The organism is Nocardia sp. NBC_01377, assembly GCF_045040005.1.
Classification (GTDB): Bacteria; Actinomycetota; Actinomycetes; order Mycobacteriales; family Mycobacteriaceae; genus Nocardia; species Nocardia noduli.
This window is the reverse complement of sequence record NZ_CP109566.1, coordinates 8,230,436-8,243,887: the sequence shown is the minus strand read 5'-3', so window position 1 is coordinate 8,243,887 and position 13,452 is coordinate 8,230,436. Positions and strand designations below refer to the sequence as shown.

At 68.7% G+C, this 13,452-nt stretch carries 13 protein-coding genes; 7 read left to right on the top strand and 6 right to left on the bottom strand.

Annotated elements, in window-relative coordinates:
* Window positions 1-4: 4 nt before the first annotated feature.
* Window positions 5-1,270, bottom strand: a complete 1,266-nt coding sequence (locus OG225_RS37970; protein ID WP_405179486.1) for a DUF3027 domain-containing protein — start codon at window positions 1,268-1,270, stop codon at window positions 5-7.
* A 17-nt stretch (window positions 1,271-1,287) separates the two neighbouring features.
* On the opposite strand from OG225_RS37970, the gene OG225_RS37965 reads away from it, so the two are divergent.
* The 3 genes from OG225_RS37965 to OG225_RS37955 all read left to right on the top strand — a co-directional run bounded on the left by OG225_RS37965 (window position 1,288) and on the right by OG225_RS37955 (window position 4,689).
* A complete protein-coding gene (locus tag OG225_RS37965; RefSeq protein ID WP_405179485.1) occupies window positions 1,288-2,061 on the top strand; it encodes a glutaminyl-peptide cyclotransferase in 774 nt (257 codons plus the stop codon).
* Between the two features lie 144 nt (window positions 2,062-2,205).
* Complete coding sequence (locus tag OG225_RS37960) at window positions 2,206-4,056, top strand: MFS transporter (protein ID WP_405179484.1); 1,851 nt, start codon at window positions 2,206-2,208, stop codon at window positions 4,054-4,056.
* A 45-nt stretch (window positions 4,057-4,101) separates the two neighbouring features.
* The gene (locus tag OG225_RS37955) at window positions 4,102-4,689 is read left to right on the top strand and encodes a DUF2771 domain-containing protein (protein ID WP_216918204.1); all 588 of its coding nucleotides are present in this window, start codon (window positions 4,102-4,104) and stop codon (window positions 4,687-4,689) included.
* Window positions 4,690-5,015: 326 nt separating this feature from the next.
* Here the strand turns inward: OG225_RS37955 and OG225_RS37950 are convergent, their stop codons facing one another.
* A complete protein-coding gene (locus tag OG225_RS37950) occupies window positions 5,016-5,441 on the bottom strand; it encodes a cold-shock protein (RefSeq protein WP_216915927.1) in 426 nt (141 codons plus the stop codon).
* Window positions 5,442-5,641: 200 nt separating this feature from the next.
* Between OG225_RS37950 and OG225_RS37945 the strand changes: the two genes are divergently transcribed.
* Window positions 5,642-5,890, top strand: coding sequence for a hypothetical protein (locus OG225_RS37945; RefSeq protein ID WP_405179483.1), 249 nt, complete (start codon window positions 5,642-5,644; stop codon window positions 5,888-5,890).
* Between the two features lie 390 nt (window positions 5,891-6,280).
* Window positions 6,281-6,901 carry a transglycosylase family protein gene (locus OG225_RS37940; protein WP_216915921.1) on the top strand — a complete coding sequence of 207 codons (621 nt, stop codon included), beginning with the start codon at window positions 6,281-6,283 and terminating at the stop codon, window positions 6,899-6,901.
* Window positions 6,902-6,980: 79 nt separating this feature from the next.
* Here OG225_RS37940 and OG225_RS37935 read toward each other — a convergent pair whose 3' ends face one another.
* Window positions 6,981-7,169, bottom strand: a complete 189-nt coding sequence (locus OG225_RS37935) for a hypothetical protein (RefSeq protein WP_109525275.1) — start codon at window positions 7,167-7,169, stop codon at window positions 6,981-6,983.
* A 117-nt stretch (window positions 7,170-7,286) separates the two neighbouring features.
* Here OG225_RS37935 and OG225_RS37930 point away from each other — a divergent pair, with 117 nt between their 5' ends.
* Window positions 7,287-9,686 (top strand): helicase-associated domain-containing protein, encoded by a 2,400-nt coding sequence (locus OG225_RS37930; RefSeq protein ID WP_405179482.1) that lies wholly within the window; start codon window positions 7,287-7,289, stop codon window positions 9,684-9,686.
* A gap of 18 nt (window positions 9,687-9,704) precedes the next feature.
* Here OG225_RS37930 and OG225_RS37925 read toward each other — a convergent pair whose 3' ends face one another.
* Window positions 9,705-10,226, bottom strand: a complete 522-nt coding sequence (locus OG225_RS37925) for a hypothetical protein (RefSeq protein WP_405179481.1) — start codon at window positions 10,224-10,226, stop codon at window positions 9,705-9,707.
* Between the two features lie 282 nt (window positions 10,227-10,508).
* Here OG225_RS37925 and OG225_RS37920 point away from each other — a divergent pair, with 282 nt between their 5' ends.
* Window positions 10,509-11,330 (top strand): hypothetical protein, encoded by an 822-nt coding sequence (locus OG225_RS37920; RefSeq protein WP_405179480.1) that lies wholly within the window; start codon window positions 10,509-10,511, stop codon window positions 11,328-11,330.
* Here the strand turns inward: OG225_RS37920 and OG225_RS37915 are convergent.
* Window positions 11,327-12,721, bottom strand: a complete 1,395-nt coding sequence (locus OG225_RS37915) for a M1 family metallopeptidase (protein WP_405179479.1) — start codon at window positions 12,719-12,721, stop codon at window positions 11,327-11,329. The two genes, OG225_RS37920 and OG225_RS37915, sit on opposite strands and share 4 nt — an antisense overlap.
* A 60-nt stretch (window positions 12,722-12,781) precedes the next feature.
* The gene (locus OG225_RS37910; protein WP_405179478.1) at window positions 12,782-13,420 is read right to left on the bottom strand and encodes a LysE family translocator; all 639 of its coding nucleotides are present in this window, start codon (window positions 13,418-13,420) and stop codon (window positions 12,782-12,784) included.
* Between the last annotated feature and the right edge of the window lie 32 nt (window positions 13,421-13,452).

Sequence of the window (13,452 nt, the reverse complement as noted above, 5' to 3'; positions counted from 1 at the left end):
TCGCTCAACTCTGCGGCGAGGAGTGGAAACGCGACGAATCCGCCTCGAGCGCAACGTCATCGGCGGATTCTTCACCCGCCTCGGACCGCTGTCGGCCCGGGTCCGCCGAAACGCCCGCACCGGACAGATCGCCCGACGCGGCATCCTGTGTGGATCGCGCTCCGGTATCCCCCGACGAATCATCTACGGCAACGGCGATCTCGCCGTTGTCGGTACGCACGGTTTCGGTCGACGTCGTATCGCTCGACTCGGCCTCCGGCGAGGGCTCGACATCCGTAGCAGGCGCGACACCTGTAGCGACCGCAGCCTCCATCGACGGCGCGAACCCGGACGGTGACGAGACAACGGCTGACGCCGAATCGGCCGAGGTCTCGGCGCCCTCGGTCGCGGTGATGTCACTCGACACGGACGCCGACCCGGTCGACAGAGAATCGCCGGGCGCGGTGTCGCTCACGACGACATCACCCGACGCGTTCGCGACGGACGAGACATCGCCGTCCTCGTTCGCGGACCGAGCACGCGACGGGTCCACGGAAACAACGTCGTAGGCCGCGTCGTCGTACGCCTCGTACAGCGGCGAACCACCGCCGGTCGGCGCCTCCACATCGGAATGCGCTCCGCACCCGTATTCGGTGTGGACCACGTGACCGTCCGCGCCCATCGCGTTGCCGCAGACACCGAAGGCGGCGCGCAGGGCGCCCGCCAGCGGCACGTAGAAGCCGCAGAGCCCACAGGTGGACGGGGCGGCCCTGGCCATCTCGGTGTCGGGGCCGTAGGTGGTGTACCAGCGTTCGGCGGCTTCCTCGCGGCCCTCGAGGGAGAGGACCTTGGTGCGGCCGAGGCCGATGTCGAGCGCGACCTCGTCGACCACGGGATCGCCGGTCGCGATATAGCCGGGGACCAGGCGCGGATCGCCCGCGGGCGGGGCGAGCAGATCGCCCGGCGCGAGATCTCCGGGGCGGACGCGCCGCTCCCACGGCACGAAATCGGGGGCGACGAGCGCCTCGGGGCCGGGCAGCAGCGCCGATTCGCTCACGGTCGCGTAGTCGGCGCCCGGCGGCGCGGCCACCACGACCGCCCACTGCCAGCCGCGATAGCCACGCAGGGTGGCCTCGAAGCGGTGCGTCGCGGCATTGTCGTCCTCGGAGGCGACGCCGAGATGTGCGCCGACCCCCGCTGGTTCCAACGCCAGGAGCGCACGACGGGCAACGTCCACGGCATCGGCCAGAATCGGCCGGACACCGGGCTCCGAAACAGAAACTGCGCTCACGGCCTACATTTTGCCGTATGGAACGCAATCGGCGTTCGTTGGCCGTCCCAGTCCTGGTCTGTCTGCTCGCGGTGGCAGGTTGCGGCGGTGTCGACGAGGAGCCTCCGCAGCTGCGCATCGAGGTCGTCGGCACCATGCCCCACGACACGAAGGCGTTCACCCAGGGGCTCGAAGTGGACGGGCGAGTCCTCTACGAAAGCACCGGAATGTCGGGCGAGTCGGGCGTACGCGCGACCGATCTGGAGACCGGCGCGGAGTTGGCGCGAGCCGAACTGCCCGCACCGTATTTCGGCGAGGGTGTCACCCGCGCGGGCGACACGCTGTGGCAGATCACGTGGAAGGACCGTGTCGCCTTCGCCAGGGATCCGGTCACCCTCGCGGTGCGCCGACAGGTGACCTACGAGGGTGAGGGCTGGGGGCTGTGCACCAGGGCGGGCCGCCTGGTCATGAGCGACGGAACCGACACGCTCACCTTCCGCGATCCGGAGACCTTCGCGCCGATCGGAACCGTCACCCTGCGCGATCGCGACGGCGCGCACCTCAACGAACTCGATTGCGCACAGGACGGTTCGGTCTACGCCAACGACTACCCGACCGACCGGATCCTGCGCATCGATCCCGACTCCGGCGAGGTGCTCGACGTCATCGACGCGCGGGGTCTGCTCTCGCCCACCGAACGCGCGCGAACCGACGTGATCAACGGCATCGCGCAGCTGCCGGGCACCGACCGGTTCCTCATCACCGGCAAGTACTGGCCGACCGTATTCGAAGTGCGTTTCATGCCCGTCTGACCGGGATCGTGTTGCCGCACAACGCCGCAGCCACCGAATGTGTCCCGGGTCATCGGACGCGCCCCTCACACCGGACGCGACTTTCGCGACACTCACGCCAACGGCCTGAAGACCGCCGCGGGCCGATGGTCCAGAATTGACGGTGTGACTACTCCCCGCGAACCCTCCGGTCCCGCCCGTGGTCCGTGGGACGGCGAGGAGCCCCCGATCGAACGGCACCCCGGTTTCGACCGGTATCCGCCACCCAACGCCACCGCGAACCGCAGACCGCTACCGCCGCTGGACCCCGAACGCAACACCCGCCGCAGGCCGCCCGCGGCGGGCGAGCCGCACCGCGCGCCTGATCCACGCGTGGAGACCCGTCGCCTCCCCGCGACGGGTCGGGAAGACGCCGCCGCACCGCGCAACGTCTTCCCCGGCAAGCCGGAGCCCGCGCGCGGGTCGGAACATCCCCGGCCCGCTCCGACGCGGCCGCTGGATACCCCGACCGAGGAGAGCACGCCCGACCCGCAACGGATGCCGCGCAAGCTGACGGTCACCAGGGTCGCCGCGATGCGCGGCCGGGAACTGACCGAGAAGGGTTTCGCGACCTTCCAGCGCGCCGCCAAGGCCGACGGCGCCGACAAATCCGGCCTGACCGCGCTCACCTACGCGACGATGGCCAATTTCGCCCTCGACGCCGCGATCGCCGTCGCGCTGGCCAATACGCTGTTCTTCGCGAGCGCGACCGCCGAGAGCAAATCGAAAGTCGCGCTGTATCTGCTGATCACCATCGCGCCGTTCGCGCTGATCGCGCCGGTGATCGGGCCGCTGCTGGATCGGCTGCAACGCGGCCGAAGGTTGGCTCTGGCGAGTTCCTACGCGGTCCGCGTGGTGGTCGCGGTGGTGCTGATCTTCCAGATCGATTCGTGGGCGCTGTATCCGCTCGCGCTGTGCATGATGGTCGGCAGTAAATCGTTCGCCGTCCTCAAGAGCGCGGTGACGCCGAGAGTGCTGCCACCCGATATCGATCTGGTGCGCACCAATTCCCGGCTGACCGTGTTCGGCCTGGTCGGCGGCACCATCGGCGCGGGCGCACTGGCCGCGCTGGCCGCCTCGATCGCCGGGTCGACCGGAGCGCTCGTGCTCGCCGCGATCATCGCCGTCACCGGCGTCTATCTGAGTCTGCGTATCCCGAGCTGGGTCGAGGTCACCGAAGGCGAGGTGCCGACGACACTGAGCTATCGCGGCGACGATTCGACGACCGAGGTGCTCGCCGCGGGCGACCCGTCCGCGGTGCCGCCGCGCAAACGCCGACAGCCGCTCGGCCGCGCCGTGGTCACCGGACTCTGGGGTAACAGCGCTATTCGCGTGCTGACCGGATTCCTGATGTTCTACGTCGCCTTCGTCGCCAAGGCCACCGGCGACGGCGGCTGGCACCAGGCCACCATGCTCGGCGTCGTCGGTGTGGCGGCGGCCGTCGGCAATTTCACGGGTAACGCGACCGGAGCGCGGCTCAAACTCGGCCGTCCGCAGTTGATCGTCCTCGGCTGCACCGCGGCGTGCACGGCGGTGTCGCTGTTCGCGGTGTTCACCGACAACCTGCTCGGCGCCGCGGTGGCGACACTGGTGGCCGCGGGCGCGAGCGCGCTGGCGAAGGTCTCGCTCGACGCGTCGATCCAGGACGATCTGCCGCCGGAGTCGATCGCCTCCGGTTTCGGTCGCTCCGAAACCGTGCTCCAGCTCAGCTGGGTGGTCGGCGGCGCGGCCGGTGTGCTGCTGCCGACCGAGTACTGGAAGGGTTTCGCGGTGGTCACCGGAATACTGGCCCTCGGCCTTATTCAGACCTTCGTGAGCTACCGCGGTCATTCCCTGCTGCCCGGCCTCGGCGGACACCGTCCGTTGCACGCCGAGCAGGAAGTGCCGACCGACCGTCACGAGGCCACCGAACCGCAGGCCGAACGGTCGACAACCACACGGATCCAACGAGGAACGGGAGAGCCCCTCTGTGAGTGAGCGCAGCGAGCCGACGACGTGCGCCGCGGCAAGCGAGGCGAGGTCGTGACGAAGCCGAATACCCGCACAGTTCTCGCGCTGGTCGCGGCGGCACTGCTCGTCGTCGTGGCCACCACGGTGGCCGTGCTGGTGGTGACCGTCCGCGACGCGCCCGAGCACACCCCCGAGCTCACCGCCTACGCGAAGGGCCGCACCGTCGACGTGACCCCGTTCGCCTACTGCGCCGTCACCATGCGGGACTGCCAGGTTCTGCCACGCAGCCCCTCCGACGCCGACGGCACGGTATTCGCGGGCCTCCCCTGCGCCCCCGACGCGGCGCAGTGCAGACAGGGCAGCACCGTCGACCTGGAAGTCCCCCCCGGCTACCCCCTGCAACTGTCACTGCCCAAGAAGGTCGCCGAGGCTCCCTGGCTCGCCCAACTCGTCTACGTGACCCCCACCGGCGAGAAACTCGACCAGGTGGTCAGCCGCCACGACTACCCCGAAGGCGCCCTGGCGATCACCATCGATTCCCGCCCCGCCCCCGACCTGCGCCTGATAGGCGTCGAACTGCAACTCCCGATCCTCGCGAGAGACGAAACGGGCCGCGAGTTCTACGTCCCCCACGCCGCCTGGTCGATCAGCACGGTCTGACCGCCGCACCCCAACCACCACGCGCCGGACTGCTGCTCGCGGGCGACACGGCACACCCATGCCGTCCGACTGGGATACACCGCAGGATCAAGGCAACGACGAACCCGGCCCCATCCACACCCCACCCGCCCGGCAAACCCCCGAATAGCGCATCAACACCCAACCCCAGCCCCGCACGGCGCGAGTCTTACGAGCGCCCGTTCGCGGCCGTCTCGCGTCCGAGCGGTCGAGACAATGCGACGAAGTCGCGAGTATCGACCGCTCGGACGCGAGACAAGAAGGGCCGCGAACCCGCGGCCCCGGCCGCCAAAATCACAGCCGCCAAATCAACTATCCAGTTCGCGGGCGACCGCGCGGACCACTTCCGAGATGCGTTGGGTCATCTTGCGATCCGGGTATTTGCCGCGGCGCAGGTCCGGCTGGACCTTGGTTTCCAGCAGCGTGATCATGTCTTCGACCAAGCCGTGCAGTTCGTCGGGGCTCTTGCGCGGCTGGGTGGATTCCTTGCGGACGCCGCGGTCGCGTTCCTGCCCGGCCCGCACCGAGGGCGGCGCTTCGAGCAGTTTCAGGCTGAGTGCCTGGGGACCGCGACGGCCTGCGGCCATGCCGAATTCGACGCGCTGTCCCGGTTTGAGACCTTCGAGGCCTTCGGGCAGCGCGGACGAACGGACGTAGACGTCCTCCCCCTCGTCTTGGGAAAGGAAGCCGAAGCCCTTTTCGACGTCGTACCACTTAACCCTGCCGGTCGGCACTGTGCTCACCCGTTCGTCATCGAAACCCGGGCCGCGTGGGCCCGAGCACATCCGTCTGCGCGGAACTGTTCGCGGGCGTTGTCGCCGCGAAAGTCCTGTCAGCTTGCGTAAAGAAAGCGCCCCACAAACGTGTAGGACGCGATTGATTCGAGTCTACCCCGGTGACTATTGCCGAAGCACATCAGTTTTACGGTCGTGGGGTGACGAACCCTTCCGCGCCGCCACCGCCTCCCCAGCCTCCTCGGCCGCGCCGCTCCGGCGACCGGTTCCTGTATGTGCCGCTCGGGTTGTTCGGGATCGGACTGCTCGCGATCGTGGCGATTTTCCTGACGCCGATCCTGAGTGATTCCGATCCGGCGCTGTGGCTGTATCTCACCGCGATGCTGACGCCGATCGGTTTCATTCTCGGCGTGTTCTTCGCGCTGTGGTCCGGTCGCCGTTCCCGGTGACCCTTGACGGCAGGGCGTGGGTACCCGAGCCGCCACCCGCCGAATCGATTATGTGATCCTCGTCACATAACGATCGTGTCACGGACCCGGTAGAGCGGTCAACGGTGTGATCCCGACCCCTCCTAGCTGCGCGGAAGCGTTCTGTCACGCATCGATACCGTGTCGAGACCTGTTCGTACACGCCGGTTACCAAATAGTGATTTTTCGCGGCGATCGTCGTACCGTCTATCTCAGCCGGGCAAGCCCCGGCACCACCGGCCCGCCGCATCGAACCTCACCCCGCGGGTACCGGACCCCGACGGAAATCAGGGGTGGGGGCGGGACGGACGACCTCTCAGTCCGAACCCGAGCGAGGCTCTCGCAGGTGCGGACGAGAGGAAGACACCCGATATGAGTGGACGCCATCGCAAGCCGAGTTCCACCGGTCGCACCGTGGCCAAGGTCGCCGTCACCGGCGCCATCATCGGCACCGCAGGTGTGGCCCTCGCTGGAAACGCCAGCGCGGCTCCCGACTCCGACTGGGATCGCCTCGCGCAGTGCGAAGCGGGCGGCAACTGGGGCATCAACACCGGTAACGGTTTCCAGGGCGGCCTGCAGTTCTCGCCGAGCACCTGGAGCTCCCACGGTGGTCAGGAGTACGCGGCGAGCGCCAACCAGGCGAGCCGTGAAGAGCAGATCGTCGTCGCCGAGAAGGTTCTGGCCTCACAGGGCTGGGGCGCTTGGCCCTCCTGCTCCTCCTCCCTCGGTCTGAGCAGCAGCCCCACCCAGCGCTCGGCCCCCTCGTCCGAAGCCCCGCGCTGGAACCCGACGCCGTCCGCGCCGCAGGTCCAGGCCGCCGACACCAACCAGGAAGTCTTCCAGGCTGTCGATCGCGCGATCGCCGTTGTGCAGCAGCAGGGCGTTGTCATCCCGCAGCAGGCCCTCGACTTCCTCCAGGCCAGCAAGGGCACCCAGCTGGACCCGCACGTCGTCGACTTCTTCCAGGCCAACAAGAGCTTCCTCCCCCAGTAACCCGCCTACGAATAAGGCCCCCGCATCCTCGAGGATGCGGGGGCCTTATTCGTATCTGCGGAACCTTCCGGCCCGGAGATCAGCGGTTGATCACCGTGTGCGGATGCACGTAAGGCAGCTGATCGGCCGGAAGCGGAAATTCGGTGTCCTCGCCGTAGGGCGAGAGATTCCCGGAGCGAGTCGACGAGAGTTCGGTGACGGCGTGATCACCGTCGGGCAGTTGAGGCCACCCGTTGTCGACATACGGTTTCTTCGATTTGTTCACCACGGCACCATTCTGACATGCGCGTCGACCCGAGCGACTTCGTCCCGGCACCCCGATCGACGGACCGGTTCCATTAGTCTCGAAATCGAATGGTGATACGACGACCGATCTCGGGAGCACATGGGTAACTCGTCGGGCACGCCCGGTACGACGCAGGGCATCGCGCCGCAGGACAGTGACACCGGGCGCGAGGAAGTGACGGCAGCGCGGCGTAAGCCCGCGCGGCCCGCCACCGACTCGCTGGCCGGGTGGTTGAGCGCGCGTACCGACGCTCAACTGGTCGCCCTGCTGCAATTGCGTCCCGATCTGGCTGTGCCGCTTCCCTCGTCGATGACGGTGCTCGGGGCACGCGCCGAACAGCGCGCCTCGGTGCTGCGGGCGAGCGAGGATCTCGACACACTCGAATTCGCCGTGGTGGAAATGCTCACCGTCCACGGCACGACCCGTCCCGTCGGCGACGCCACACCGCTGACCCGCAAGGCCCTGCGGGCCGCGCTCTCGGGCCGGGTGACCAAAACGGCGCTGGACGCGGCCCTGGAACGGCTGACCGCACGCGCCCTGGTCTGGCTCGACGGCGACGATCTGCACCTCGTGCCCGCCGCGGCGGAGGCGGTGCCGTGGCCGCTCGGCAGCACCACCGAACTCCCCGACGCCCTGACCGAACCCGAGATCGTCGCGGCACTGGCCGAACTCGCCCCGCCGGAACGAGCACTGCTGGACAAACTGGCGACGACCGGCCCGCGCGGACGAACCAGGGACGCCGCACCCGGCACGCCCGCGGACCGCCCCATCCAGCAACTGCTGACGCACAGGCTGCTGCACTGGATCGATGACGAGACGGTGGAACTGCCCGTCACCGTCGGCCAGGTGCTGCGCCGCGAGCCGGTGACCCATCCGCACAATCTGGTGCCGCCCAAACCCGAGCCGGGCAAATACACCCCCGCGGAGGTGAACGCCGTCGCGGCGGGCGAGGTGGGCGAGTTGCTGCGCCATTGCGCGGGCATCATCGAATCGCTGGGTCAACTCCCCGCTCCCGCGCTGCGGGCGGGCGGGCTCGGCGTGCGGGAGTTGCGGCGCATCGCCAAACAGGTCGGCGTGGAGGAGAACCGCGCGGGTCTGCTGGTCGAACTGCTCGCCGCCGCCGATCTGATCGAGAAGGGTCTGCCCGAGCCGACGCCCGATGTCGACACCACCGACGATTTCTGGGCGCCGACCCCGGCCGCAGACAGCTGGCTGGAAGCCACCCCGGCGCGCCGCTGGGTGACGCTGGCGCTGGCCTGGCTGGCGATGGACCGGATGCCGTGGATGATCGGCATGCGCGACGCCAACGACAAACCGCTCGCCGCGCTGTCGATCGAATTGCGCAATCCGCACGCGCCGCGCGATCGTCGCGACATCGTGGGTCTGCTCGCCGAATATCCGTCCGGCACCTCGCTCGAACCGACCGATATCGGCAGGGTGCTCGCCTGGCGAGCGCCGCGCAGACGCAGGCATTTCCGCCACGAGGCGGTCGGCCACACCTTGCGCGAGGCCGCGGAACTGGGACTCGTCGGACGCGGGGCGCTGGCCTCGCCCGCGCGGTCGCTGCTGCACGGCGCGGCGACCAACGCCGCCGACGCCGAGACCGCCATGGCCTCGGCACTGCCGGAGCCGGTGGATCACGTTCTCGTCCAAGCGGATCTGACGGTGATCGCCCCGGGCCCGCTCGTTCCGGAACTCGGAGCGCGGATCGCGCTGGTGGCCGATGTCGAATCCGCGGGCGCGGCGACGGTCTACCGGATCGGCGAGACCTCGGTGCGGCGCGCACTCGACGCGGGCATGACCGCCGCCGAACTGCACGCGCTGTTCGGGACGTATTCGCGTACGCCGGTACCGCAGTCGTTGACCTATCTGATCGACGATGTGGCGCGCAGGCACGGCCGCCTCCGGGTCGGGATGGCGCAGTCCTTCGTGCGCAGCGACGATCCCGCGCTCCTCGCGCAAGTACTCGCCGCCCCCGTCGCGGTCGAGCTGGCATTGCGGGCCATCGCGCCGACGGTCGCCATCGCCCAGGCCCCGCTCGGCGAGGTGCTCGAACAGTTGCGCGCGGCGGGTTTCGCGCCCGCGGGCGAGGATTCGGCCGGTGTCATCGTGGATCTGCGCCCGCGCGGCACCCGGGTCTCGGTGCGCCCGCAGGCGCGCAGACCCTATCGGCCGTCCGCGCCGAGTACCGAACAGCTGGAATTGCTCGTCGCCGAATTGCGCGCGGGCGATCGCGCGGCGGGCGCGCGGTCCGGGCAGGCGGTGCGCACGGACGGCACAAGAACGAGTACCGCCGCGACCCTGGCACTACTGCAATTGGCGGCCAGGGTGCGGCGGTCGGTGAATATCGGATACGTCGACGCCCAGGGCGTCGCGACCCAGCGCGTGGTCGAACCGCTGAAAGTGGGTAACGGGCAGCTCGACGCGCTGGACCCGGTGACCGGTACGGTCCGGCACTTCACCCTGCACCGGATCGCCTCGGTGGCCATGCTCGAATGAGCGGGCCGCTCGGTCGTCCTACGGCGCGGCCACGCAGAACAGGGTTTTCGGATCGGGCACGGTGAGGAATTGGTCCGCGTTGTCGCAGAGCAGTTCGTCGGTTTCCCCGTCGATGCGCTGGAGGACCTTGAAGGTCGCTTCGGGAGACGCGCAGTCGGCCCACTTGTAGGGCGAGGTGCTCACATCGTTGTAGCAGGCGTCCTGCGCGAAATTCGGGGCGAGGCACATGAAGGTCGTACCACCGCTGACCAAATCCTCGGTGTAGCTGGTGTATTCGTTCGACGGGCACTCGGTCTTGGCGTCGAAGGTCCGGAAGACCTTGTAGACGGCCTTCGGCGAGGAGCAGTCGATCTTCTCGCCCTCGGTGGCCGTCGGCGAATTGTTCGTGATGTTGATGCAGTCGCCGACCTGGGTCTTGGCCACATCGGATTTCGTGGCGTTGTCGACGGCCGAACAGCCGGTTAACGCCGCCGCGAGTGCGGCCACCGCGAGGAGGCCCGGCGCGACGCGCGCCGCCAGCCTCACACCTGGGAATTTCACGTGGAAACCTCTCTCACCGGGAATGTTCACGTAGCACGTGATCGCGGTGAGGATACCCGTACGATCCTGGTGGCCGCATCCGCTCCCGGTCTCAGAAGAGAGTGAGACCGTACATGCCGAGTGCGGAGTAGCCGAGCAGCCTGGGCACCAGACTGAACAGCAGGAACAGTCCACCAGAATTATTCACTCGCAATACCTTCCATCATCGCCCACCGACGTGGACGTTTGCCCAACTTGTGCAGTGTGTCGCTCCGCGTGGGCCCATCGTTACGCTCGGACAGTATGACCATCGAGGACGCCGCCCGCGACCTGTACGGGCTGGACCCCACCGATTTCGTCGCGGCCCGCACCGAGCTGGTCGCGGCGGCGAAGAAGGCGGGCGACGGGGATCTCGCCGAGGCCATCGGCCGCCTGCGTAAACCCACGATCAGCGCGTGGACGGTCAATCTGCTCGCCCGGTCGGCGCCCGAGGAAGTGGACGCCCTGCTCGGGCTCGGCGCCGCGCTGCGCAAGGCCCAACGGGAACTGTCCGGCGAGCGGCTGCGCGCGCTCGGCACGCAGCGTCAGCAGATCGTCAACGCCGTGGCCGAGCGGGCGCGAGCACTCGCGGCCGAGCGCGGCCGCCCGGTGGGCGAGGCGGTATTACGTGACGTCGGCCGGACGCTCACGGCGGCACTCGCCGACGACGATGTCGCGAGCCGGATCAGCGCGGGCACACTCGCGACCGCGGCGGATTACGAGGGTTTCGGGCCGCTCGGCCCCGCGCTCGCGGCCGTACCGGACAGGCCGCCCGCCGAGAAGCGCGCGGCGAAAGCCGCCGACCCGGCACGAGAGGAGCTGGAGCAGGCCCTCGCCGAACTCGAAACAGCTCGCGGCGCAACCGATTCCGCACGCGAGGAGGCCGAGTCGACGGCGGAGCGACTCGCCGTCGCGCAGGACCGCCTGGAGCGGGCGCGCGCCGAACTCGCCCATGCCGAACAGCAGCGGCAATTCGCCCGGACGGCCGAACGTGATGCGCGGGAACGACTTCGGACCGCCGAACGCCATGCCGACCGGGCCGAGCGACGCGTCGGGCGGGCCCGCGAACAGGTCGACGGTGATTAGACGCGCAATGTGCCGGGGAAGAGGTACTCGTGCGTCGGCGGGGTGGTCTCGTCGAGCCAGGCGTGTAGAAATCCGGTCAGATCGACCGGCGATTTCGACTGCACGAACGTGCGGAAATCCGGCATCGAGGCGTTCCCGTAGGCGTGCGTGGCGATGAATTCGCGTACCGCGCCGAAGAACACGGCGTCGCCGAGTTGTTTGCGCAACGCGTGCAGGAACAGCGGGCCCCGGTAGTACACGGAGGTGAATTCCCGGCCGGCGCCCGGATCCGCCAACGGGATATCCCAGAATTCCGGGTCGTCCAGTTGCCGGGCGATCGTCGCCCGATATCGGGCGTCGACGTCCTCGCCCTCCATGCGTTCGGGCCACAGATAGTCGGCGGTATAGCTGGCGAAACATTCGTTCAGGCAGATATCGGACCACCGGCGCACCGAAACCGAATCACCCCACCACTGATGGGCGATCTCGTGGACGACGGTGTTGAGATCGGTCCACGGCGCGTAGATCGGCCTGGTCTGGGTTTCCAGCGAGAAGGCGATCTCGGCGTCGACGTAGATACCGCCCGCGGCCTCGAACGGGTAGGGGCCATAGAGCGCCTCGGCGAAATCCAGGATTTCGGGAAGCCGCTGCTCGGTCTCCCTGTTGCCCTCCGCCTCCGGGGCGAAGGCGCTCAACAGGGGTGTCCCGTCGGCGCGACGCTGTTCCAGGTAGTCGAAGCGATCGATGGCGACGGTGGTCAGATAGCCCAGCCCCGGCTTGCGCGACTCCCAGCTGACGGTCCGCTTGTCGCCGCGCACGATGTTCTTGGTGCGAACCCCGTTGGAGACCACTTCCCATTCGGCGGGAACCGTGGCGTGCAGGGTGAAGGTCGCCTTGTCGAGCGGTGTGTCGTTGAGCGGGTACCAGGTGGTGGCCGAATGCGGTTCGCCCGCGACGAACGCGCCGCCGCTTGGCGCGTAGGTCCAGCCCTCCCCCTCATGGTCGGCGGCCTGGCCCGCGTAGTCGACCCGCACGGTGAAGGGCAGGCCGGGCAGCACCGGAATCAGCGGGGTGACGGTCAGTTCGTGCTCGCCGTTGCGGTCGAAGGTGGCGGGCAGATCGTTCACCGATACCGCGCGGACCTCGGGACCGTCGAAATCGAGGTTGAACGCGCGCAGCGGCTGGGTGGCCGTCGCGTCGACACGGGTTCGGCCGACGAGTTCGTGCGATGGCGGGTCGTAGTCGATGGTCACCTCGTAATGGGTGACGTCGTAGCCGCCGTTGCCGTCCTCCGGATAGTAGGGATCACCCAGACCGGGCGATCCGACGAAGGGATCGGCGTGCGCGAGAGCGGGTTGCGCGCCGATCAGCACCGCGACCAACGCCGCGGCGCCGAGGCCGGACAACCTCACTCGACCACCCACTCCTCTCGAGCACCACCCCTGACTCGGCACCGCTGGATGGTAGCTGTTTCAGTCGGCGCTGCCGCTGAGCGCCACCGACGCGCCGAGCCCGACGATGATCACGCCGCCGGTGGCGCCGACCGCTTCCAACCTACGCGGCGAACGGGCGAACCAGTCGCGCGCCGACGAGGCGAGCAACGCCCACATGCTGTCGCAGACCAGCGCGATCGCCATGAAGACGGTGCCGAGGACGAGGAACTGCCACGGCAGCGGCCCGGCCGAGGTCTCGACGAAATGCGGGAGGATGGCGGCGAAGAACACGATCGCCTTGGGGTTGGTTACCCCGACGATCAGGCTCTGGCGCAGCACCCTGCTGTCCGGGGTGGGTTCGATCCGCGCGCGGAGCGCGTCGTGCAGCGATCGACGTTCCCTGATGGCCTGGACGCCGAGGTACATCAGATACAGCGCGCCGGCGAACTTCACCGCGGTCAGCGCGAACGAGGACGCCATGAGCAGGGTGCCGAGACCGAGCGCCACGAGGACGAGCGCGAGATAGACCCCGACCGCGTGCCCGAGCACCGAAAGCAGCGCGGCCCGGCGCCCGAGGGTGAGCGCACGGCCGATGGTGAAGAGCACACCGGGACCGGGCACGACGATGATGATGAATGCTGCCGCGACGAATGCCAGCAGGTTGGAAGCTGGAACCATCCCCCGAGTCTAGGCGGGTCCGCAAGGCGTTT